Here is a 22,743-nt window from a genome sequence, read left to right on the forward strand (position 1 = left end):
CAGGAAGGGAAGGGGATGCGGGCTCAGCGGCGGCCGCTGAACAGGCGCAGGACGGCCAGCACGGCCACCGCGCCCACCACCGCACCGAGGAAACCGGCCGGTTCGCCGGGGGCGTACCAGCCCATGTACTGGCCGAACCAACCGGCCAGCAGCGCGCCAAGGATGCCCAGCACGATGGTCAACAGGCAGCCCATGCGGTTGTTGCCGGGCATGAAGAAGCGCCCGAGCAGGCCGACGAAGAAGCCCACCAGCAGGATGTACAGCCAGCTGCTGCTGCCGAACAGACCATTCATGCGCGCGGATTCCGCTTGAGTGTGGACGCAGCCTAGCAAGGCCAGGCTGCGTCCGTCACGGGTGCCGGATCAGCAGCAGCCGTGGTCGCCGTGGCGGGTGCCGCTGTCGGCGGCCACCGGCGAACCGCTGGTCTCGCCGCGCAGGCTGGCGGCGTAGTGCTCGCTGATCACCTTGGATACGCAGGCGGTGACCTTCTTGCCCATCGGGATGTGCAGGAATTCGTTCGGGCCGTGCGCGTTGGAGTGCGGGCCGAGCACGCCGGTGATCATGAACTGCGCACCCGGGAACTTCTCGCCGAGCATGCCCATGAACGGGATCGAGCCGCCTTCGCCCATGTACATCGCCGGCTTGCCGAAGAAGGCCTGGCTGGCGTCGTCGATGGCCTGGGTCAGCCACGGCGCCATGGCCGGGGCGTTCCAGCCGGTGGACGCCTTTTCCAGGTCCAGGGTGACCTGCGCGCCGTTCGGCGGGTCGCGCAGCAGCGCTTCCTTCAGCAGCTCGCCGCAGGTCTTGCCATCGGCGGTCGGCGGCAGGCGCAGCGACAGCTTCACCGAGGTCTGCGGGCGCAGCACGTTGCCGGCGGATTCCAATGCCGGCATGCCACCGACGCCGGTGACCGACAGCGCCGGGCGCCAGGTGCGGTTGAGCACCAGCTCGGTCAGGTCCTCGTTCATCGGACGCAGGCCGTCGACCATCGGGAACTTCTCGAAGATCTCGGTATCGACCACTTCGGCGGCGCGCTTGGCCTGTTCCTGGCGCTCGGCCGGAATTTCAACGTTCATGCCGTCGATCAGGATGCGGCCGGTGTCCTGGTCCTCGATGCGCGACAGCAGCTGGCGCAGCAGGCGGAAGCTGGACGGCACCACGCCGGAGGCATCGCCGGAATGCACGCCTTCGTTGAGCACCTTCACGGTGAAGTTGCCGCCGGTCAGGCCGCGCAGCGAAGTGGTGCACCACAGCTGGTCGTAGTTGGCGCAGCCCGAGTCCAGGCACACCACCAGCGACGGCTTGCCGATGCGGTCGGCCAGGTGGTCGACGTAGGCCGGCAGGTCGTAGCTGCCCGACTCCTCACAGGCTTCGATCAGCACCACGCAGCGGGCGTGCGGCAGGCCCTGGGCCTGCAGCGCCAGCACCGCGGCCAGCGAGCCGAAGATGGCATAGCCGTCGTCCGCACCGCCGCGGCCATACAGCTTGTCGCCGCGCAGGACCGGGGTCCACGGGCCGAGGTCGTCGTCCCAGCCGGTCATTTCCGGCTGCTTGTCCAGGTGGCCGTAGAGCAGGATGGTGTCGTCGCCGGTTTCGGCGCCGGTAGCCGGAATTTCCAGGAAGATCAGCGGGGTACGGCCTTCCAGGCGCACCACTTCAACCTTCAGGCCGGGCAGCTGCTGTGCCTTGGCCCAGTTCTCCATCAGCGTGACCGCCTGTTCCATGTAGCCGTTCTGCACCCAATTGGCGTCGAACATCGGCGACTTGTTGGGAATGCGGATGTAGTCGACCAACTGCGGGACGATCTCGCTGTCCCACTTGTCATTGACGAATTGGCCGAGCTTGGCGCTGTCCATCTGAAACTCCGATTGCATGGGCTGTGATCGCGCCATTCTACGCCTGTGCCGGGGTAGGGTTTTTCCTACATCACGTCGGGTATTTGGCTGGCTTACGGAAATCCGGGAAACCGATAGGCTGTGCACATGTGGTGACGGACACTGTTCCTACCGACGGGATTGCCGGTCGGGACGGCCAGAACCACAAGGAGATACACGTCGTGCCTTGGAGTGTCGTGTTGAGGGCACTGGTGCTGGTCGTGTGGATCGCTGGGGCGCATGCCGCCGAACCGATCGACATCAACCGTGCCGATGCCCAGGCGCTGCTGCAGGGATTGACGATGGTCGGAGCCGCCAAGGCCGAGGCGATCGTCGAGCACCGGCGCAGACACGGCCCGTTTCATCGCGTCGAGGACCTGACGCAGGTGAAGGGGATAGGGAAAGCAATCGTCGAACGGAATCGACAGCGGATCACCGTAGGCAACAGGTTGTTGCCGGCGGATCCGGTACCCGGATCGGTACCGGTGCGAACCGTACCCAGGCGCTGACAGCAGGAATCGTCGGAACCGGCAGGAGGCTGGTTCATCGGTCACGGACAGGAAGGCCGTGACCACCGACCGCCGCAGGACGCGGCACCAATCACCAGGATGGTGGCATCACAGACCTGTGGAAGGGGCTGAGATACAAACAGGACAGACGCGGCCGCGTGCAGGATGCGACGCTACCCCCACTGCGCAGGATGCGAGGGGGCGGCAGCAGGCCGACAGGGACGTAACGATTGCCCGGTACGACACATGGCTGTGTCGCCGGGCAGTTTCATTTCCGGCGCCCCGTTTTGCCGTGGCCACCACGGGCCGATGGTGTACGGTGGCCGCTCCGCATGGAAAGGACACCGCTGGATGCTTCCGCACCGCCCCACGACCCTGATGCTCGCCCTGGCGCTGGCCCTGCCGCTGCTGGCCCACGCTGCTGCTCCGGCTCCGGCTCCGGCTCCGGCTGCGGCTGCCAAGCCAACAGCCGCTGCTGCCAGCACCGCCGAGGTACGCGGGCCGACCGACCTCAAGCCGGGCGAATACCTGTGGCATCCGGAAATCTCGCCGACCGGACCGATCGTGCTGGTGGTCAGCCTCGATGAGCAGCGCGCGTACGTCTACCGCAACGGCATTGCCATCGGCCTGAGCACGATCAGCTCGGGCAAGGCCGGGCACGAGACACCGACCGGTGTGTTCACCATCCTGCAGAAGGACAAGGACCACAAGTCCAACCTCTACAACAGCGCGCCGATGCCCTACATGCAGCGGCTGACCTGGGACGGCATCGCCCTGCATGGCGGCAGCCTGCCCGGGCACCCGGCCTCGCACGGCTGCGTGCGACTGCCACAGGCCTTCGCGCAGAAGCTGTTCAGCGAAACCCAGCGCGGCGATACCGTGGTCGTGGCCGATGCCAAGAGCTCGCCGATGACCTTGGCCTATCCGTCGGTGCTGGCGCCGGTGAACGCGCGCGGGCAGGCGCTGCCGGAAACCGAGGGGGCGGCCACCCAGGCATGGTGGAACGACAGCGCGGCCCCGGCCGGGCAGGTCGGCATCCTGGTCAGCCTGCACGACCAGCGCCTGTACGTGCTGCGCGATGGTGTGATGATCGGCGAGTCGCCGTTGAAGGCCGACGCGCTGCCGGCCTTCCAGGGCACCACCCTGTTCGTGATGGGGCAGGGCTACAGCGACACCCCCAGCCCGCTGGACGCGAACCAGCGCCTGCACCAGTGGACGGCCTACCCGCTGCTGGGCCAGGACCGGGCCCAGGCCACGCCGGACCTGCTGGCCACGCCCTCGCTGCCGATGGCGCTGCCGGCCGATTTCGCCCGCCAGCTGTACCAGGTGCTGGTGCCGGGCACGACCCTGCTGGTGACCTCGCTGCCGGCGGTCCGCCCAAGCCCGGCTGAATCCGGAATGCAGCCGGTCTTGGAATCCGAGCCGCCAGGGTCCACCCTCAAGGGCAACTGACGCCCTCGTTGTGCCCATGACTGCATCCCGCCTGTGCCGGCTGGCCGCGTTCGGCCTGCTGGCGACCTCGGCCAGCGCCCCGGCGCTGGCACAGACGCCCGCCCTCGCCACCTCTGCCGATGATCTCGCTGCCCTGCTGTCGCGCAGCGCGCCCAAGGCCGACCGCCACGTGCTGCAGCTGGCGGCGCATGCCATGCGCTGCGCACTGCAACGGCCGGAGCTGGGCATCAACGGTGATCGCCTCAGCGTGATCGACTACTCGCGGCCGTCCACCGAGCCGCGGCTGTGGGTGTTCGACCTGGCCCACCAGCGCCTGTTGTTCGAGGAATGGGTGGCGCACGGCCGCAACAGCGGCGAGAACCGCACCGAGCATTTCTCCAACCGCGACGGCAGTTTCATGTCCAGCCTCGGCGCGTTCACCGCGCAGGAAACCTACATGGGCGGCAACGGTTATTCGCTGCGCCTGGCGGGGCTGGAACCGGGCTTCAACGACCGGGCGCGGGAACGGGCCATCGTCATCCACGGCGCGCCTTACGTGAATCCAGCGACCGCGCAGCTGCAGGGGCGGCTCGGCCGCAGCCTGGGCTGCCCGGCGGTGCGCCTGTCGGTGGCCAGGCCACTCATCGACGCGTTGCGCGGCGGCACGATGGTGTTCGCGTATTACCCCGATCAGGACTGGCTGAAGCACTCGCAGCTGCTGGGCGGGGAGTGTGGTGGCCAGGGCACGCTCGCCACGCGGTGATGCACGACGGCGCGCGGCATGATGCAATGCGCCGATGAACATCGACTCCCTGCTGCACACTCCAAGCCAGGTCATTTCCAGCCTGGACTATCGTCGCGAACGCTGGCGGAATGGACTTGGCTGGACCCGCGAGATCCTGCGCCTGCCCGCGCAGGGCGATGACTGGGCGCTGCGCCTGTCGGTGGCCGAGATCGAGCAGGACGCCGCGTTCTCCGCCTTCCCCGGCGTGGAGCGCGAGCTGGTGCTGCTGCAGGGCAATGGCGTGCGCCTGCGCTTCGAGGATGGCCGCGTGGCCGAAGTGCTGCCACCGCACGGACGGGTGCGCTTTGCGGGCGAGGAAACACTGCACGGCGAACTGGTGGACGGCACCACCCACGACTTCAATCTGATGTGGAAGCGCGAGCTGCTGCAGGCCGAACTGTTGCACCGGCCGCTGGTGGGATCGATGTTCTTCTTCTGCGAACCGGGTGTGGCCTGGGCGCTGCACCTGTTGGCCGGGCACGCCGTGTTTGGTGATGACAGTGGATTGCCGCCCATGCAGGCCGGCGATACCGCGTGGTTGGCAGCCGGTGAACGGCAGCGTCATGCGGTGCAGGGTGGGGGCGAGCTGCTGGCGATACGGGTGACGAGCGCCAGGTAGTGCCGGGCCACGCCCGGCGTCATGGTGCGAACCAAGGTTCGCACCCACCAGAGAGCATCTGTGGTTGGGATCAGAGCCCTTTCCTGCGGAAAGGGATCCGACCCGGATGGTTCGTTCAATACACATCCCGCCGGTAACGACCGGCCAGCAGCAACGCTTCCTTGCCGTCGATACCCAGTACTTGCTCGATCACCGCATCCACCGCCGGGGCCATGCCCTGCAGGCTGCCGCAGACCAGGATCGTCGCGCCATCCTCAACCCACTGCTTCAACGTGGTTGCTTCGGCCAGCAGCCGGTCCTGCACGTAGCGGTGCGAACCGCCATCTCGGCTGAACACTGCATCCAGCCGCGCCAGCGAGCCGTCGGCCAGCATCGCCCGTAGTTCGTCACCGAAGTGGAAGTCATGCGCAGCGGTGCGCTCACCGAACAGCATCCAGGTCCGTCGTGCGCCACTGCGGATACGTTCGTGCAGATGCGCGCGCAGGCCGGCGATGCCGGTGCCATTGCCGATCAACAGCAGCGGCACGTCGGCGGCGACGCCATGGAAGTTGTCGTTTCGACGCAGCCGCAGCTGCACCGGCTCGCCGATGACCGCGTGGTCGCACAGCCAGCCGCTGCCGATGCCGGGCGTGCCGTCCGCGCGTAGCTGGCGACGCAGCAGCAGTTCCACCGCGCCATCGGCCATCACCGAGGCGATCGAGTATTCGCGATGCGGCAGCGGCTGCAGCGCCGCCAGCAAGGCCGGCAGGTCGCCCGGCGGAACCAGCGAAGGCAGATGCGAGCGCTCGACGCGAGCCAGCAGCGTCTGCCCATCAGCCAGTACGGTATCCGCATTGAACCCCTGCGCGTCCAGCCACGCGCGCGCGCTGTGGCGGGCGTGTTGTGGCCCGATCTCGGCGATGTCGCCGGCCTGCCAATGTGCGTTGTTGCCTGCCGGTGGCTGCAGGCGCAGCCAGTACACCGCGCCGCCCGGGCTGCCGGGATTCAGATGCGCGCGCTGCAGCAGCGTCCACGGCTGGTACTCGGCCGGGCTCCAGTCGGGCAGCTCGCTGGCGCCGCCGCCGAGCTGGCCCAGCAACTGCTGCCAATGGCGCAGCGCGGCCGGATCGGCGTTGTCGACTTCGATCGCATCGAACAGCGGATGCGCACCGTGCTGGCGCAGCCACTGGTCGAGCTGGTGGCCGAATCCACAGAAGTGTCCGTAACTGCGGTCGCCCAGTGCGAGCACGCCGTACTGCAGGTGCTGCAGCGAAGGTGGGGCGGCCATCACCCCGCGCAGGAAGGGCAGGGCGTGGTCGGGAGGGTCGCCCTCACCGGTGGTGCTGGCGATGAACAACGCACGCTGGCTGTCGGCCAGCAAGGTGGCATCGACCGCATGCAGACCGCGCACGCGCACCGGCACGCCGGCACCACGCAATGCCTCGGCACTGCGTTCGGCCAGTTCGCGGGCGAAGCCGGTCTGGCTGGACCAGACCAGCAGGATCGGCGCGATGTCGCCAGAGGCAGCATCGTCGCGCGGTCGTCCACGCCACCACAGTGCAGAGCAGGCCAGCGCGTACAGCGCGGTGGCGATGATGGCGATCTGCGATTCCCGTGCCGGCGGTGCACCCTGCCACCAGGCTTCGCCGAGATGCAGTCGCAGCAGCGCCCAGGCGATCAGCGCCAGCAGGATCAGTACAAGCGCGTTGCCAAGCTGCGTGCGCGACGGCCGTGCGCTCATGCGCCCTGCTCGTCGAGCAGGCACTGGAAGGCGCTGCTGAGGAATTCGCGGGGGCCTTCGGCGGCCCGTTGCAGATAGCGCACGGCCAGTCCTTCGCGTTCGGCCAGCGCCATGCCCTGTTCGTGGCCGAGCACGGTCAGTGCGGTGGCCCAGGCATCGGCGTGCATGGCGTCGTCGGCCACCACGGTGACTGCCGCGGCAACCTGCCGCACCGGCCTGCCCATACGCGGGTCGAGACTGTGGCTGTAGGCCTCGCCATCGGCCTCGTACTGGTGCCAGCGATCGCCGGAAGTGGCCACCGCCTTGCCGTCCAGCGCCAGCACCCGTGGCGGGGTATCGGTGTGCACGTCTTCTTCCGGTGCGGATTCCACCAGCACGCGCCACGGCTGGCCGTCCGGCTTGCGGCCGTAACCGGCCAGTTCGCCACCGACCTCGATCAGCGCGGCAGTGATGCCCTGTGTGCGCAGCCACGCAGCGACATGGTCGACGCCAAAGCCCTTGGCGATCGCAGAGAGATCCAGTTCCAATCCGCCCGGCTGCAGCAGCGCATCGTCATGCCACTGCAGACGCTGCCAACCGCAGCGATCGCGTATGGATTGCAGGAGCGCCGCATCCGGTTGGCGGCGTTCACCGGCATGTGCGCCGAAGCCCCACAGTGCAACCAACGGGCCGACGGTGGGATCGAATGCGCCATCGCTGGCGGCGGCGATGGCCTGAGCGCAGGCCAGCACCTGGCGCGTCTCGGCCGGCAGCGTGCACCACTGGCCGGCATCTGCGTGGTTGAAGCGGCTGAGGTCCGAGCCGGCGTCCCACGTGCTCATCTGCGCGACCACATCATCCAGCCGCGCCTGGATGCCGGCGTGCAGCGGGTGCAGGTCGCGCTGGCGCGGCGCGACCAGCGACACGCTCCACGTGGTGCCCATGGTGGTGCCACCGAGGCGGGCGATGTCGAGCAGGGAATCGGTCATGGTGAGGCGTTGCGGCGGCGATGCCGGGGCGTGCCCGGCATCGCGGTCCGCTTTACTGCGGCAGCACTTCCAGCGTGGCAACGTAGCTGAGGCGACGCTTGGCGGCCTGCTTCACCGAGGTCTTGTTGTCCTCGGTGCCGGTTTCCAGCCAGTACATGCCGGCTTCCGGCCAGGTCACCTTGATTTCACCCTTGGCATCGCTGGTCAGTTTCATTTCGTCCTGCGCGTTGCGGTAGCGGGTGGCGCCGCGCACGATCTCGAATTCGAGGCCGGCGGTCGGCTTGCCATCGACCAGCACGCGGAAGGTGGCTTCCTCGCCGGCGAACAGATCATTCGGGTGGCCGACGGCGACCAGCTCGATGCCACGGTTGGTCGGCTTCAGCGCGGTGTCGTTCGGCGCGCCGTTGGTGACGAAGGTCTCCACGCGGCCGACCGACTGGCTCACTTCCAGCTTCTTCGCGTCCTTCGGCAGTTCACCGAAGGTAGCCACGCTGCCGCGCCAGCGCTTGCGCTCGCCGTTCTGCTCGTAGGTGGCGAACAGGCCGTCATTGACCGAGGCAATGCGGTAGGTGCCGGGCTGCTTCAGCTCAACGTCGAACACGCTGCGGTACTTGCCGGTGGCGGCGTTCTGCGGTTGTACGGCGCTGCCATCCGGGGCGGTGATCACCACCGACTCCAGGCGCAGCGGCACGTGGTTGAAGTAGAACAGGTCGTTGGAGACCGCACCGTCGACAGTGATCCACGGCGCGTTGCCGGCGATCACGGTCTGCGAGGGCAGCAGCCAGGCCTTGTGGGCCAGGGCGGAGAAGGGAAGGGCAGCGGCCAGGGCGGCGGCGAGGACGAGCGTGCGCTTCATGCGGAAGACTCCAGTTGGAAGAGGGCGGATCCCTTTCCAACGGAAAGGGCTCTGACGCCGAGGGATAGGGCGATGGGGTCAGAGCTCTTCCTGCGGAATGGATCCGACCCCGGCTCAGGCAGTTACGGTTTGACGGCGAGGGTGACCTGGCCCAGTTCGGTGGCGCCCTGCGCCTTGCCGTTCTGCGCGGCGGTGGCCGGCCAGGTGAAGGGAATCTTCAGCAGTTCACGGCCACCCACTTCGCGCACCGCTTCCACCACCAGGGTGTAGTTGCCCGGGGCCAGCTGCTTCAGTGCCGGCTGCTTGTCGTTGAACGACAGCGCGTGCTTGCCGGCCGGTCGCGTCGGACCGGTCACGCCGTCCACCGGCACCTGCAGGGTGCGGCCGCTTTTGCGCCACCACTGGCGCAGGTCGGGCAGCCACTTGGTGCCATGGCCTTCGCTGTTGCTGGTCTGCTGGTACCAGACCGACAGGTTGGCTGCGACCTTCTGGTCGGCGCCTTCCAGCCACACGGCCACGTACGGGCGGTGGTATTCGGCCACGTTGAGCTTGGGTACTTCGACGTTGATGTCGAGGGTGGTGGCATAGGCCGGCGAGGTGGCCAGCAGGCCGCTGAGGGCGATGGTCAGGGTGACGCGCATGGGGCGGCTCCGGAAACGAGGGAAAGTCAGTGGATCAGCAGCAGGGCGATCAGCAGCGGGATCATCAGGCCCAGGCCGACCAGCGGCCAGGTCATGCGCCGCTGCCGTGCATGGAGGTGCAGCAGGAACAGGCCGGTGATGCAGAACACCAGGCAGGCCACGGCGAACAGGTCCAGGAACCAGCCCCACGCCGGGCCCGCGTTGCGGCCCTTGTGCAGGTCGTTGAGGTAGGACACCACGCCGCGCGAGGTTGATTCGTACTCCACCGCGCCGGTCTCGCGATCGATGCTCAGCCAGGCGTCGCCGCCGGGGCGTGGCAGCGACAAATAGATCTCCTCGGCCGACCACTCGGCCGGGCGGCCGCCGATGGCGATGCCCAGCTGTGTATCCAGCCATTGCCGGGCCGGACGCGGGATCGGCGCGTTGCCGTCTTCACGCGTGCCGAGCTGGCCGAGCAGATCGGCCGGCAGTTCCAGGTGCTGGTTCTGCACCTGGGGCTTGGCCTCGATCTTCGCTGCGTGGTTGAGGGTCAGGCCGGTCACCGCGAACAGCAGCATGCCGATCAGGCACACCGCCGAGCTGATCCAGTGCCACTGGTGCAGCGTCCGCAGCCAGAAGCCACGGCTTTGTTGCTGCTGCACGGTGGAAGAGGCAGGACGGCTCACGGCACGGTTCGAGGCGGACGGGGACTGCCCATTACATCATTGATGAGAATAGCTCGCAATTGCGTGTCGTTCTGTATCCCTGGAGGGCGATTGCCGGCCAGCGGCCGGCACTACCGCTGCCGCGGGTCGGTAGATCCACGCCATGCGTGGATGAAGCGGTGCCAACCAAGGTTGGCACCCACCGAAGCAGGGAGGTGCGCGGCGATCAGAACTTCGCGTTCAACGAAATCCAATAGCTGCGGCGCTGGTCCTTGGTCGCATAGTCGTCCACGCAGTTGAACTCGCTCTGGCTGATCAGCAGGCACGACTGCGAGACGAAGTTCTTGTCGAACAGGTTGTTGACCCGCGCGTTCACCGTCAGCCACGGCGTGGCCTTCCAGCTGCCACCCAGGTGGAAGATGGTGTAGTCCTCGTAATAGCGGGTGTGGCTGGCGCCGGAGGCATCCAGCAGGGTGTCGCGGTAGCGGTCGTAGCGGCCCTCGCCGATCAGCGACAGGCTGACCGTTTCACTGATCTGCCAGTTGAGGCTGGCGTTGGCCATGTGTTTTGCCGGCATGGTGCCGCTGATCGGCAGGCCCTTCTGCAGGCCACTGGTCTGCTCGCTCCTGGTCCAGGTGTAGTTGCCGCGCAGCTGCAGGGTGTCGAGCAGGTCGATGTGGCCGGCCAGTTCCGCGCCGCGGGTCTCGGCCTTGTCGATGTTCACGCTCTGGGTGAAGGTGCTGTAGCCCAGCGTTGCCCAGCCCGGACCGATGTCCACGCAGTAACCGCTGCCGGCCGGCGCCACTTCGCAGTTCGGGAAGGTGCCGCCGCTGGCGATCTTGTCCTCGAACTTGTTGATGAAGCCGGTGACGTTGAAGCCCCAGCGCTGGCCTTCGTAGTACGCGGCCAGCTCGTAGTTGGTGCTGGTTTCCGGCTTCAGGTTCGGCGAGCCCACCAGCGGCAATACACCCTGGCCACCAAAGCCGGTGATGCCCGGGAACAGCTGGTCTGGACGCGGGGTCTTGTAGCCGGTGCTGACGCCCCCCTTGAAGGTCCACGCATCGCTGGCGTTCCACACCAAGTAGCCGCGCGGGCTGAGATGGCTGCCGAAGATGTTGTGGTCGTCGTAGCGCAGGCCTAAGGTGGCGGTGAGGGTGTCGGTCAGCGCCCAGTTGTCCTCGGCGAACAGCGCCCACATGCGGTGCTTCTGCCTGGTGTTGCTGCGGTAGCCGGCGCCGTCCATGCCGAACACGCCGTCGATCATGTCGGTGTCGTTGTACTGGCCGCCGACAGTGAGCTTGTGCGCGCCGAAGTCCAGATCCAGCATCGTGTCGAGCACGTAGCCTTCCAGTTCCATGGTACGCAGCGGACGCGGCAGGAACGCCTGCAGGCGCGCCATTTCGCTGGGATTGAGCGCAGTCAGCGCATTGCCACGGCCGGCCGCGCAGTTGTTGGCCGCCCCGGTGCGACGGCAGACGTCATTCCACAGCGTCTGCAGGTTGGCACGCTCGTCCAGGGTCAGCGGCAGCGAGCGGCCGAGGTTGCTGCTCTTGCTGTGGGTCAGCGAGGTCTGCCAGGTGCCGAAGCTGTAGCGGCCCTGGTGGGTCAGCGACAGTTGGTCGCGCTCGTAGCGCTGGTAGGCGGTGTAGCCCACGCGCGGCTGCACCACGCGGCGGGTGACCGTGCCGCTGCCGTTCGGGTTGGGGATGACCGCATTGCCGACGCGCCACAGGCTGGCCAGGCTGTCCAGGGTGCCGGTCTGGCCTTCGCTGTTGTCGTACTTCTGCCGCGACACGTCGTAGTCCAGCCACAGTTCGTGGTCATCGTTGACGCGGAAGTCCAGGCGCACGCCTGTGTTCCAGTTGGTGTTGGCCACCGACTTGCCACCGCCACCGAAGCCGATGCTGCGCTCCCACAGCGTGCCGTCGGGCAGGGTCAGTGCATCCCATTCCGGGTTCGATGCCTTGGCATCGTAGTAGCTGCCGCGCACGGCGAGGCTGAGGCGATCCTTCAGCAGCGGGCCGCTGAGGTACAGGTCGGTGGTGCGTGCATCGCCGAACTGGTCGTCCTGCTGCACGGTGAAGCCCTGAGTGAGCGCGCCATGCCAGCTGTCCTGGTTGCGACGGGTGATGATGTTGATGACGCCGCCCATCGCGTCCGAGCCGTACAGCGTGGACATAGGGCCGCGCACCACTTCGATGCGCTCGATGGCGTCCAGCGGCGGCAGGTAGGCGAACTGGCCACCGCCGAAGTTGTTCGGATACAGCTGGCCGACATTGCTCTGGCGGCGGCCGTCGATCAGTACCAGGGTGTATTCGGAGGGCAGGCCGCGCATCGAGATGGTGGCGCGGCCGTTCTTGTCGGTGGCTTCCAGGCCGACGTCGATGCCTTCGACGTCGCGCAGCGCATCGACCAGGTTGGTGTACGGGCGCTTGCTCAGCTCTTCGCGGCTGACCACGCTGATGCTGGCCGGCGCATCGACCACCTTCTGTTCGAAGCCGGAGGCGGTGACCACCACCTTGTCCAGCGTCTGCGGGGCGCCGGCGATCTCTGCATGTGCGAAAGCAGGGGCCGCCATCACCGCCAGCACGGCGCTGGTCAGCAGGGGGCGGGACAGGGACGAACGGACACGATGGCGCTGGGCCATGGCAATTACCTCGAAAGATGCAGAGAGGTGCGATGCCGGGCGCGAAGGGCGCGGCATGCACGGGAAGCCCGGTCAGGGGCGGCAGGGATGAAGCAGGCAGCGGCGTGCGGGCGCGACCGCGCAGGCGGTCACGTCGGGCCGTGGATCAGGCGAGCGGCGGCGCTTGGCCGCGTTGCTGGCGACGCCCGGGCGCATCGACCCAGGGCGTGTCCGGAGCGGCCAGTGGCCAGTCCGGGCGCACGCCGGGCATGGCCGGCGTGGCGGGTACGAGTTCAAGTTCGGTGCGCAGCCACTGGTTGGCCAGCAACAGCGGCGGCGGCGCCTTCTCGGACGCTTTCACCGGGGTGGAGGCGCAGCGGCGCAGTTTGGCCGGAGCCTCTTCCTGCAACGGGCCTTCGCCGCCGCGTTCTTCCAGCGGTACCTGCACGGTCATCGCTGTGGCCGGATGCGGCAGCAGCGGCAGGGTGCCCAGCAGCAACGCCAGCATCGCCACCCAGGCCAGCAGGCTGGCCAGCGCGGGACGCTGGCCGCGCATGGCGGTGCCCATCTTGCGATGGATGAGTGGGCGAGGGCGGAGCGGGCGCAGCAAGCAGGAATCCCCGGGCGGTCGCCGGCAGCGGCCGGCATCAACGGGGCGTGATTGTAATGAGAGCTGTTAGCCGTTGCAAATGAGAATGATTGCCAAAAGATCGGGGGGGCGGTCTGAAGCAGCTCAGACCTCGCTCCAGCGCCGCAGCAGGTTGTGGTACACGCCGGTCAGCTGCAGCACCGCCTCGGCGTCGCCACCGGTCTGGCGCAGGCGCTCGATCGAGCCGTCCATCTCCCACAGCAGGCGCCGCTGCACGTCGTCGCGGATCATGCTCTGCACCCAGAAGAACGAGGCCACGCGCGCGCCGTCGGTGACCGGCCGCACCTGGTGCAGGCTGCTGGACGGGTACACGATCAGGTCGCCGGCGGGCAGCTTCACTTCATGCTCGCCGTAGGTGTCGCTGATGATCAGCTCGCCACCCTCGTACTCGTCCGGATCGGACAGGAACAGGGTGCAGGAGATGTCCGATCGCAGCTGTTCGCCGTTGCCCAGGTTCATCACTGCGCCGTCGACATGGAAGCCGTAGGTGCCGCCGCCGCTGTAGCGGTTGAAGCGTGGCGGCAGGTACTTCAGTGGCAGCGCCGCGGTGAAGAACAGCGGGTGCCGGGCCAGCGCGACGAGGATGATCTCGCCCAGCTCGCGGCGCAGCGGCGAGGCCTCGGGCAGCTGCTGGTTGTGCTTGGCCTGCGCACCCAGATGGCCGACCGTCTCGCGGCCATCGGTCCAGTCGGCAGCGTCGAGGCGGCGGCGGAACTCGGCCACCTGCGCGGCGCTGAGGATGTCGGGGATGTGCAGCAGCATGCGGAACTCCTCAGAGGGACGGCGGTGCGACCAGGGCGCGCACCTGCGGATGTGGGGACGCCGCCAGCTCCGGCACGATGTGCGCCATGAACGCCGGGCTGCCGTGGGCCAGCGCCAGCCGCAGCCAATGCACGGCCTGGTCGACCTGGCCGGCCTGCAGCAAGATCGATGCGTAGTTGGCCTGGCCGCGGAAATCACCGGCCTCGGCCGCGCGCTGATACCAGGCCAGCGCCGCCTGCGGATCCGGTGCGGTATCCAGCCCGTCCTCCAGGTGGCGGGCCAGCAGGTTCATCGATTTGGCGTGGCCCAGATGCGCAGCTCGGGTGTACAAGGCCAGTGCCTGCGCGCGGTCCTGCGGTACACCGCGGCCGGTGGCCAGCAGGTTGGCCAGGTTGTACAGGCCCCAGTCCAGGCCGGTGTCGGCCGCGCGCCGGTACCAGACCGCGGCCAGCGCCGGGTCGGGCGGGGTGCCCTGGCCCAGCTCATGGCAGCGGCCGAGCATGTTCATCGCCATCGGTGCGCCGTTGTTGGCGGCGGTTTCGTACCAGAGCAGCGCGGCAGAGGCATCCTGCGCGGTGCCTTTGCCTTCCATGTGCATCTGCGCGAGCAGCAGTTGTGCATCGACCTGGCCGGCCTGTGCGGCATCGCGGATGTGCGCGAACGCGGCTGCCGGGTCGTGCTGCAGCAGCTCGACCAGTGCGTCGCTGTCGATGGGGGTGCGGTTGGCCATGCAGTGAGTATCGCCGGAAACAAAAACGGCGGCAGGAGACCCTGCCGCCGTGGTGGAGCAACGCTGGATCAGAACTTCACGTTCAGTGCCAGGGTGGCCGAGCGACCCGGGGCGATGCTCGCGTAGTGCGAGGCATAGGCCTTGGTGAAGTAGGTCTTGTCGGTCAGGTTCTGCACGTTCAGCTGCAGGCTGATGTTGTCCTGGATCGCGTAGCTGGCCATCGCGTCAAAGCGGGTGTAGCTGGCGATCCACTTGGTGTTGGCGACATCACCGTACTGCTTGTCCGAGTAGAACGCACCGGCGCCGACGGTCAGGCCGATCGGGAAGCGGTAGGTGGTCCACAGGTTGGCGCTGTGCTTGGCGGTGTTCGGGAACACGTTGCCGTTGTTCGGCGACGGTACGTAGACGTTGGACGGGCAGGTGCGGCCCACCGGTGCGCCACAGACAAAGCCGTTGTCCTTCAGTTCCGAGTCCAGGTAGGTGTAGCCGCCGTACAGGCTCCAGGCATCGGTCAGCTGGCCGTTGAAGCCCAGCTCGAAACCGTTGATCTCCTTCTTGCCGGCGTTCTGGCTGGTGCCGTTGTCGATGGTCACGCGTGCGTTGTTCATCACGGTGTGGAAGATCGCGGCGGTCAGGTTCAGGCGGTTGTCGAGCAGGTCCCACTTGGTACCCAGTTCGAGGTTCCTGGTGTCCTGCGGCTTGAGGTCGGCCACGGCGGCGCTCAGGCCGTCCGAACCGTCACCACCGTCCATGCCCGGCGGGGTCGAGGAGGTGCCCCAGGACAGGTAGATGCTGCCGTTGGCGGCCGGCTTGAACACCACGCCGGCCTGGTAGTTCAGGAAGTCGTTGTCGTTACGCACGCGGGTCGGTGCCTTGCCGACCACCGGAGTGGTCAGGGTGGTACGGAAATCGTCGTAGCGCAGGCCGAGGTTGATCATCCACTGCTCATTGAGCTCGATGGTGTCGAACACGTAGGCCGAGGTGGTCCTGGTGCGCTGCTCGACGTCCAGCGCCTTGTCGCTGCGATAGACGATCTGACCGGCCGCCCACGGATCGTTCGGGTTCGGATTGTTGAAGTCGGTGCAGTTGTAGCCGGTAGCCGCGCCGGACACCTGGCAGCGAGTGCTGTTGGCGCTGTTTTCAAGGGGATTGGCGGTGCCCGGCGACATCAGGTAGCTGCCACGGGTCATCTTTTCGTCGCTGTACTCCACGCCCGCGCTGTAGCTGTGCTTGAGCGCGCCGGTCTGGAAGGCACCGGTCAGGCCCAGCTGGTCGGCGAAGCTCTTGACGTCGACCGCACGGGTGTTGGTGCGACGCCACAAGGTGCCGTACAGGTTGGGGTTGCCCTTGCTGTCGTCCGGCTGGGTCCACAGGTAGTCGTTGCTGGTGTTGCCCAGACGCGCGATGTTGCGCAGCTTGTGGCCGCCGAAGTCGTAGCTGGCGTCCAGAGTGCTGATGTCGGCGCGGGTGCGCTGGAAATCACGGTCGACCAGGCCGTAGTAGTTGTTGCGGTCCGGCACCATCGGGCGCCCATCACCGTTCTTGGCCACGTTCGGGCCGCTGGAGAACGGGTTGCTGTAGGGGAAGCCACCCGCATCGGGCAGATCATCGCTCTGCATGTGGTAGTGGCTGGCGATCAGCTGCGCCGGGCCGTTCAGGCCGAACGCGATCGACGGCGCGATGCCCCAGCGGCTGACGTTGGCCGCATCACGACCGGGGATGTCCGACGCGTGCTTCATCAGGTTCAGGCGGGCAGCGATGCCATCGCCCAGCATGTAGTTGGCGTCCACCGTGCCGCGGGCGTAGCTGTCGGTGCCGATGCCCATGCTGGCGCTGGTCTCGTTCTTCAGCTTCGGCGTCTTGCTCACCAGGTTCAGGCTGCCACCACCGGAGTCACGGCCGCCGTAGGCCGAGCTCGGGCCCTTGACCACTTCCACCTGCTCAAGGTCGAAGATTTCGCGGGTCTGCGAGCCGACGTCGCGCAGGCCGTCGACGAACACGTTGCTCTGCGAATCGAAGCCACGGATGAACGGGCGGTCACCGGTCGGGTTGCCGCCTTCGCCGGCACCGAAGGTGATGCCCGGCACCATGCGCAGCGCATCCTGCAGGTTGGTCGCGCCGGTCTCGGCGATCAGCTTCTCAGACACGATCGACACCGACTTCGGCGTGTCCAGCAGTTCGGCGGTGAACTTCGGCGAGGACGGATTGAACCAGCTGCCGCGTACCTGCACCTTGTCCAGGTCGGTGGCCTTGTTGGCGCCGGAGGCGGCGCCGTCGGCGGCCTGTGCGGCCAGCGGTGCGAAGCCGGCGGCCAGGGTGGCCGAGGCGAGCAGGGAAACGCGCGGGGCGTACTTGCGGGTCTTGATATGGGTCATGGTGGTGGGTGGTGGCTTGGATCGGGAAAGGGCGCGGACCGGCACGCAGGCGTGGCGGCAGGCAGGAGACGGGTGCTGTAGAGCCGAGCCGATGCTCGGCTGGCCCGAAACGCAATGAGGCGAACGGCAAAGGCCGCAGGGCGCCTCAGCTGGCGTGCGGTGCGGGCGGTGCGTGGCCGGGGTTCAACCGCAGTGCGGGATCGTGCAGCTGCCAGCGCAGGGCGTCGGAGCACCACCGCGGGATGTGTGCGACCAGCGCGGCGCGCGGTGACGCCAGGCCGGTGCAGGGTGTACTGCCCTCGCCATCAAGCGGCGGCTCGGGGGCAGGGGCGGCGTGTTGCGGGCATTCGTCGGCCGGCGTTTCCGGCAGCGGCATGGACTGCAGCAGATCATCCGCGTGTGCCTGCCAGCCGTGCGTGGCCGGATCGCTGGCGCGCCCCTCGTGCAGCGCCGACCAGCCCAGCAGCAGCGTCAGCAGCACGGCCACGAGCAGCGGCCACCCCTGGCGGGCGAGCTGGCACAGCGTGGCGGTGGGCGCGGGCGTAGCCATGGCGCAGGGGCGGAGTCGTTACGAAGATGTTACGTAGAATAACATCAACGATAATGATTCGCATGTACGGGATGTGGCGGGCCGCCGGGGAACCCCTGAAACGCCCTGGGAAGCCCCTCAAGGCGTTTCTGTAGATCCACCTCATGGTGGATGCCCTCGGCCGGGGCGCGACCTCAATCCCGGTCGTCGCGGGTCCAGACCGCGTCGTGCTCCCGCTTCACCGGGAACTTGGGCACTGGGGTATAGGCCGGGGCGCACAGGGCGCGGCCATCGCGCACGTCGAAGCGCGCGCCGTGCAGCACGCACTCCACGCTGCCTTCGGTCGTGTTGAACTCGCCGGAGGACAGCTCGAACTCTTCATGCGTGCACTGGTCTTCCAGTGCGTACAGCTCGCCGTCGAGGTTGAACACCACGATCGGGGTGCCGGTCACTTCGTCGAACACGCTCTTCATTTCACCCGGCAGCAGCTCGTTGCCGGCACAGACAAAGGTCCAGGCCTCGCTCACGCGGTGGCTCCGGCCAGCGGCTTTTCCAGGATCTCGAAGCGCAGGTCGTCGCGCTTGGGGATGCCGAAGCGTTCGTCGCCGTACGGGAACGGCTTCTTGATGCCGGTGCGGCTGTAGCCGCGACGCTCGTAGAAGGCGATCAGTTCGTCGCGCACGTCGATGACGGTCATCTGCATCACAGGTACATTCCATTCGCGCGCGGCGTGTGCTTCGGCGGCCTCCATCAGCTGCTTGCCGACGCCACCGCCCTGCTGGGCCGGGTCGACCGAGAACATGCCGAAGTAGCCCTTGCCGTCGACATCGGCGACGTGGGCACAGGCCACCAGCTGGCCTGCGCGTTCAGCCAGCAGGATGGTGGAGCGCGGGCGGTCGAGGTCGGCCTGGATGCCTTCGGCGTCGATGCGGGCGCCGTCCAGCAGGTCGGCTTCGGTGGTCCAGCCGACGCGGCTGGCGTCGCCGCGGTAGGCCGAGGTGACCAGGGAGATCAGGGCGGGGATGTCGGCCGGCGTGGCGGCGCGGAAGGTCAGGGTGCTCATCGGCCCATTCTAGGTGGGCCGTGGGCGGGCGCAAATGGGGCACTCCGGCAGTTCCGGCAGTTCCGGCAACGGTATGCTCGCGCTTCAGCAATTGTCATACAGGGCCGTGGCGTGGACGTGTCGAAGGGAATCGCGCTGGCGTTGACCGCGGGGATGATGATGGCTCTGGCACGTCTGCCGGCGCATGTGGACGGGGGCGGCATTGCGCCCAACGGCCTGGGGTGCGCCAGTTTCAGTCCATCCCGTGCGTTGCCGGTCACGCTGGAGGCGTTGCGCGCCGATCCGATGCGCTATCACGGGCGATTGGTGCGCGTGCGAGGGGTCTACGTCGATCGCTTTGAAATGTCTGCGCTGCATCCAGGGCCGCCGGTACAGGACTCGTGGGCGGCGGCCGGCGTTTGGGTGAACGGCATCCCCATCCTGGTGCTGCCGCCGGAGCAGGCGGTTGAACTCACCGGAATCGTCTCTGCCGGTCGCTCCGGAGCCCCGTTCGGCAAGGGGCATCTTGGGCAATGGCCTGCGGAGCTCTGCGTGTCTTCGATCTTGCCCTTGGCCGCGCCATGAAGAACGCCGCGGTTTCCCGCGGCGTTCTCGATGTTTCCGGCTGCCTTTCGGCTCTCACCCCAACAGCTTGCGCACCTTGGTCAGTGCGGTCATGAAGCGCTCGATCTCGGCGTGGGTGTTGTAGAACGCCAGCGAGGCACGGCAGGTGGCTGCGACGCCGAAGTACTGCAGCAGCGGGTGCGCGCAGTGCTGGCCCGAGCGCACGGCCACGCCTTCCAGATCAAGCAGCGTGGCCAGGTCGTGGGCATGCGCGCCGTCGATCAGGAACGAGACCACGGCAGCCTTCTCCGGCGCTTCGCCGATGATGCGCAGGCCGTCGACGCGGCGCAGTTCTTCGGTGAAGTGCGCGAGCAGTTCGGCTTCGCGCGCTTCCACGTTGTCCTGCCCCAGCTGCTGCAGGTAGTCGGCGGCCACGCCCAGGCCGATGAAGCCGGCGATGTTCGGGGTGCCGGCTTCGAACTTGTGCGGGGCGTCGTTGAAGACCGTACCGTCGAAGCTGACTTCCTTGATCATCTCGCCGCCACCGAGGAACGGCGGCATCGCGTCCAGGTGCTCGCGGCGCGCCCACAGCGCACCGGTGCCGGTCGGGCCACACATCTTGTGGCCGGTGATGGCGTAGAAGTCGCAGCCGATCGCAGCGACGTCGACCTTGCGGTGCGGCACCGCCTGCGAGCCGTCGACCACGGTGATGATGCCGCGCTTGCGCGCTTCACGGCAGATCTCGCGCACCGGGTTGACCGTACCCAGCACGTTGGACACATGGGTGACCGCCAGCAGCTTGACCTCGGGGGTCATCGCCGCGCGCAGCGCATCCAGGTCGAGCGCGCCATCGGGGGTGATCTCGGCCACGCGGATGGTGGCGCCGGTACGCTGCGCGACCAGCTGCCACGGCACGATGTTGGCGTGGTGCTCCATGCGCGACACCAGGATCACGTCACCGGCCTTCAGCCGCGGCAGGGCCCACGAATACGCCACCAGATTGATGGCGAAGGTGGTGCCGCTGCACAGCACCAGGTCGCTGGGGCGCACGTTGAGGAAGCGGGCCAGCTTGTTGCGCGCGCCTTCGTAGGCGTCGGTCGCTTCGCTGCCGAGCGCGTGCACCGCGCGGCTGACGTTTGCGTTGTATCGGCGGTAGAACTCATCCACCGCGCCGATCACCTGCACCGGCTTCTGGCCGGTGTTGGCATTGTCGAAATAGACCAGCGGCTTGCCGTGCACTTCGCGCATCAGCAGCGGGAAGTCGAGTCGGACGCGGTCCCAGTCGGGCGCGCCGCTGGGGGTTTCGATCGGGCGCGGGGTGGACAGGTTCATGCCACACCCGCCTCGGCCAGGGCCTTGTCCAAACGGCGTGCCAGCTGCTCGCGCAGGGCTTCCGGCAGGATCTTCAGCGGCTCGTGGCAGAACGCGGCACTGAGCAGTGCCTGCGCCTGTGCCTGCGGCAGGCCGCGCGAGCGCAGGTAGAACAGCGCATTGGCATCGAGCTGGCCGACGGTGGCGCCATGCGCGGCCTTCACTTCATCGGCGTCGATCACCAGCGTCGGCTGGGTATCGATCTCGGCGTCGGCCGACAGCAGCAGGTTCTTGTTGGACAGGTTCGCATCGGTGCCGTCGGCGCCTTCGCGGATCTGGATGCCTCCATGGAACACCACGCGGCTGCGGTTGGCAGCGACGCCACGCCACAGCAGCTCGCAGCTGGTATCGCGCGCGATGTGGTCGATGCCCAGGCGGGTCTCGACGTGGCGGCGGCCATTGCCGAGCAGCACGCCGTTGGCGGTCAGCTGGGCGTTGTCGCCTTCCAGGCGTACGTTCAGTTCGTGGCGGCTGAGTGCGGCGCCCAGTTCCAGGTCGACGCGGTGGTACTGCGCGTCGCGCGCCAGCACCGCGTCGGTGCGCAGGAAGCTGGTCTGGCGCGCGCTGCCGGTCTGCACGCGAGCGTGCTTGAGCACGGCATCACGGGCGACGTGGGCATGCAGCACGGTGTTGTCCAGGTGGGCCGAATCGCCCACGCTGAAGCGGTGCTCGACCACGCCCAGGCTGGCGCCGGCACGCAGTTCGATCAGGTGGCGGTGGTGCCAGGCCAGGTCGGCTTCGCCGGCGACGCTGGCGAACACCAGCTGCAGCGGCGCTTCGACCTGCACGCCTTCGTCCACGCGCAGCACCACGCCTTCATCGGCCAGTGCGGCGTTGAGGCGGGCGAAGATCTCCTCGCTGCGCTCGTAACGGCGGCCAAGGAAACGCACGGCGTCTTCGCCGGACGCCAGTGCGGCCGACAGCGGCTGCAGCTGCACGCCGGCCGGCAGCGCCTGCACGTCGCTCAGCGCGGCATCCAGGCGGCCGTTGACGAACACCAGGCGCGGTGCCGGGATGTCCTCCAGCAGTGCGGCATCCAGTGCCGGCGGGGCCAGCGGTGCAGCTGCGAACGCACGGCGCTCCAGCTGGCGCAGCGAGGTGTACTTCCAGGCTTCGTTGCGCGCGGCCGGCAGGCCGTCGCGCAGGGCCGCATCCAGCACTTCGCGGCGCGCATCGCTGCCGCAGAAGGCCTGGGCCATCGAGTCGAGCAGGGCGCTCATCAGACCGCCGCCTCGGGCACGACCCGGTCCTTGAGGAAATCATAGCCGTGCGCTTCCAGTTCCAGCGCCAGTTCCGGGCCACCGGTCTTGACGATGCGGCCATCGGCCAGCACGTGCACCACGTCCGGCTTGATGTAGTCCAGCAGGCGCTGGTAGTGGGTGATGACCAGGAACGAGCGGTCGGCGGCGCGCAGTGCGTTGACGCCGTCGGCCACGCTCTTCAGCGCGTCGATGTCCAGGCCCGAGTCGGTCTCGTCCAGGATTGCCAGCTTCGGCTCCAGCACGGCCAGCTGGAAGATCTCGTTGCGCTTCTTCTCGCCACCGGAGAAGCCTTCGTTGACGCCACGATGCAGCAGCTCGTCCTTCAGGTGCAGCACGGCCAGCTTCTGGCGCACCAGCTTCAGGAACTGCATGGAGTCCAGTTCGTCCTCGCCACGCGCCTTGCGCTGCGCGTTCAGCGCGGCGCGCAGGAAGTAGGTGTTGTTCACACCCGGGATTTCCACCGGGTACTGGAACGCAAGGAAAAGACCGGCGGCGGCGCGCGCTTCCGGGTCCTGGTCCAGCAGGTCGACGCCGTCGAACTGCACGCTGCCTTCGGTGACTTCATAGCCGTCGCGGCCTGCCAGGACATTGCCCAGGGTGGACTTGCCGGCGCCGTTCGGGCCCATGATGGCGTGCACCTGGCCGGGCTTAACATCCAGCGAGAGGCCCTTGAGGATTTCCTTGTCGCCGATGCGGGCGTGGAGGTTGTCGATCTTCAGCATGGTGGGGGTTTCCGTGGGGCGGGCCGTGGCCCGCCGGTAAAGAGAATGCGTTTGCGAGGGGCAGG

Annotated in this window: 23 protein-coding genes; 5 read left to right on the top strand and 18 right to left on the bottom strand. The window is 67.7% G+C overall.

Annotated elements, in window-relative coordinates; genetic code table 11:
* Window positions 1–23: 23 nt before the first annotated feature.
* Together ACZK29_RS05220 and ACZK29_RS05225 are read right to left on the bottom strand one after the other, a co-directional pair.
* Window positions 24–293, bottom strand: coding sequence for a GlsB/YeaQ/YmgE family stress response membrane protein (locus ACZK29_RS05220; protein WP_005415577.1), 270 nt, complete (start codon window positions 291–293; stop codon window positions 24–26).
* 69 nt (window positions 294–362) lie between these two features.
* Window positions 363–1,856: a M20 family metallopeptidase gene (locus ACZK29_RS05225; protein ID WP_010483606.1), complete on the bottom strand. Its 1,494-nt coding sequence runs from the start codon at window positions 1,854–1,856 to the stop codon at window positions 363–365.
* A gap of 215 nt (window positions 1,857–2,071) precedes the next feature.
* On the opposite strand from ACZK29_RS05225, the gene ACZK29_RS05230 reads away from it, so the two are divergent.
* The 4 genes from ACZK29_RS05230 (at window position 2,072) to ACZK29_RS05245 (ending at window position 5,217) form a co-directional block, all read left to right on the top strand.
* A complete protein-coding gene (locus tag ACZK29_RS05230; protein WP_478447069.1) occupies window positions 2,072–2,383 on the top strand; it encodes a ComEA family DNA-binding protein in 312 nt (103 codons plus the stop codon).
* Between the two features lie 351 nt (window positions 2,384–2,734).
* Window positions 2,735–3,835, top strand: coding sequence for a L,D-transpeptidase (locus ACZK29_RS05235; RefSeq protein ID WP_111202527.1), 1,101 nt, complete (start codon window positions 2,735–2,737; stop codon window positions 3,833–3,835).
* Window positions 3,836–3,851: 16 nt separating this feature from the next.
* Window positions 3,852–4,577 (top strand): murein L,D-transpeptidase catalytic domain family protein, encoded by a 726-nt coding sequence (locus ACZK29_RS05240; protein WP_111202528.1) that lies wholly within the window; start codon window positions 3,852–3,854, stop codon window positions 4,575–4,577.
* Window positions 4,578–4,611: 34 nt separating this feature from the next.
* Window positions 4,612–5,217 (top strand): HutD/Ves family protein, encoded by a 606-nt coding sequence (locus tag ACZK29_RS05245; protein WP_111202529.1) that lies wholly within the window; start codon window positions 4,612–4,614, stop codon window positions 5,215–5,217.
* Between the two features lie 115 nt (window positions 5,218–5,332).
* Here ACZK29_RS05245 and ACZK29_RS05250 read toward each other — a convergent pair whose 3' ends face one another.
* The 13 genes from ACZK29_RS05250 to ACZK29_RS05310 form a co-directional block, all read right to left on the bottom strand.
* Entirely contained in the window at window positions 5,333–6,937 is a 1,605-nt protein-coding gene (locus ACZK29_RS05250) for a sulfite reductase subunit alpha (protein WP_478446750.1), read from the bottom strand.
* The gene (locus ACZK29_RS05255; protein WP_478446751.1) at window positions 6,934–7,905 is read right to left on the bottom strand and encodes an FAD:protein FMN transferase; all 972 of its coding nucleotides are present in this window, start codon (window positions 7,903–7,905) and stop codon (window positions 6,934–6,936) included. Before ACZK29_RS05255 ends, ACZK29_RS05250 begins: the two co-directional genes overlap by 4 nt.
* A 52-nt stretch (window positions 7,906–7,957) precedes the next feature.
* Window positions 7,958–8,761 carry a DUF4198 domain-containing protein gene (locus ACZK29_RS05260; protein WP_478446752.1) on the bottom strand — a complete coding sequence of 268 codons (804 nt, stop codon included), beginning with the start codon at window positions 8,759–8,761 and terminating at the stop codon, window positions 7,958–7,960.
* A 122-nt stretch (window positions 8,762–8,883) separates the two neighbouring features.
* On the bottom strand, window positions 8,884–9,402 hold the full coding sequence (locus ACZK29_RS05265; RefSeq protein WP_004147429.1) for a DUF2271 domain-containing protein: 519 nt from the start codon (window positions 9,400–9,402) through the stop codon (window positions 8,884–8,886).
* Window positions 9,403–9,428: 26 nt separating this feature from the next.
* Window positions 9,429–10,067, bottom strand: coding sequence for a PepSY-associated TM helix domain-containing protein (locus ACZK29_RS05270; RefSeq protein WP_111112788.1), 639 nt, complete (start codon window positions 10,065–10,067; stop codon window positions 9,429–9,431).
* 205 nt (window positions 10,068–10,272) lie between these two features.
* Entirely contained in the window at window positions 10,273–12,693 is a 2,421-nt protein-coding gene (locus ACZK29_RS05275) for a TonB-dependent receptor domain-containing protein (protein ID WP_478446753.1), read from the bottom strand.
* A gap of 145 nt (window positions 12,694–12,838) precedes the next feature.
* On the bottom strand, window positions 12,839–13,240 hold the full coding sequence (locus tag ACZK29_RS05280; protein WP_111202534.1) for a hypothetical protein: 402 nt from the start codon (window positions 13,238–13,240) through the stop codon (window positions 12,839–12,841).
* A gap of 165 nt (window positions 13,241–13,405) precedes the next feature.
* On the bottom strand, window positions 13,406–14,083 hold the full coding sequence (locus tag ACZK29_RS05285; RefSeq protein WP_164146709.1) for a Fe2+-dependent dioxygenase: 678 nt from the start codon (window positions 14,081–14,083) through the stop codon (window positions 13,406–13,408).
* Between the two features lie 10 nt (window positions 14,084–14,093).
* Window positions 14,094–14,813, bottom strand: a complete 720-nt coding sequence (locus tag ACZK29_RS05290; RefSeq protein WP_459048310.1) for a tetratricopeptide repeat protein — start codon at window positions 14,811–14,813, stop codon at window positions 14,094–14,096.
* Window positions 14,814–14,881: 68 nt separating this feature from the next.
* On the bottom strand, window positions 14,882–17,188 hold the full coding sequence (locus tag ACZK29_RS05295) for a TonB-dependent receptor (protein ID WP_478446754.1): 2,307 nt from the start codon (window positions 17,186–17,188) through the stop codon (window positions 14,882–14,884).
* Window positions 17,189–17,333: 145 nt separating this feature from the next.
* The gene (locus ACZK29_RS05300; protein ID WP_478446755.1) at window positions 17,334–17,738 is read right to left on the bottom strand and encodes a hypothetical protein; all 405 of its coding nucleotides are present in this window, start codon (window positions 17,736–17,738) and stop codon (window positions 17,334–17,336) included.
* Between the two features lie 173 nt (window positions 17,739–17,911).
* Complete coding sequence (locus ACZK29_RS05305) at window positions 17,912–18,244, bottom strand: non-heme iron oxygenase ferredoxin subunit (RefSeq protein WP_012479365.1); 333 nt, start codon at window positions 18,242–18,244, stop codon at window positions 17,912–17,914.
* The gene (locus ACZK29_RS05310; RefSeq protein WP_459048307.1) at window positions 18,241–18,780 is read right to left on the bottom strand and encodes a GNAT family N-acetyltransferase; all 540 of its coding nucleotides are present in this window, start codon (window positions 18,778–18,780) and stop codon (window positions 18,241–18,243) included. The genes ACZK29_RS05305 and ACZK29_RS05310 overlap by 4 nt, the downstream gene beginning before the upstream one ends.
* Before the next feature lie 111 nt (window positions 18,781–18,891).
* On the opposite strand from ACZK29_RS05310, the gene ACZK29_RS05315 reads away from it, so the two are divergent.
* Window positions 18,892–19,344: a hypothetical protein gene (locus ACZK29_RS05315; RefSeq protein ID WP_459048306.1), complete on the top strand. Its 453-nt coding sequence runs from the start codon at window positions 18,892–18,894 to the stop codon at window positions 19,342–19,344.
* A 54-nt stretch (window positions 19,345–19,398) separates the two neighbouring features.
* On the opposite strand, the gene ACZK29_RS05320 is transcribed toward ACZK29_RS05315, so the two are convergent.
* The 3 genes from ACZK29_RS05320 to sufC are packed head-to-tail and all read right to left on the bottom strand — an operon-like array spanning window position 19,399 to window position 22,678.
* On the bottom strand, window positions 19,399–20,655 hold the full coding sequence (locus ACZK29_RS05320; protein ID WP_106549258.1) for a cysteine desulfurase: 1,257 nt from the start codon (window positions 20,653–20,655) through the stop codon (window positions 19,399–19,401).
* Window positions 20,652–21,914, bottom strand: coding sequence for a Fe-S cluster assembly protein SufD (gene sufD, locus ACZK29_RS05325; RefSeq protein WP_459048305.1), 1,263 nt, complete (start codon window positions 21,912–21,914; stop codon window positions 20,652–20,654). The genes ACZK29_RS05320 and sufD overlap by 4 nt, the downstream gene beginning before the upstream one ends.
* A complete protein-coding gene (sufC, locus tag ACZK29_RS05330) occupies window positions 21,914–22,678 on the bottom strand; it encodes a Fe-S cluster assembly ATPase SufC (RefSeq protein WP_111202541.1) in 765 nt (254 codons plus the stop codon). Before sufC ends, sufD begins: the two co-directional genes overlap by 1 nt.
* Window positions 22,679–22,743: the final 65 nt, after the last annotated feature.

The organism is Stenotrophomonas sp. 89682_Sma (assembly GCF_056481405.1).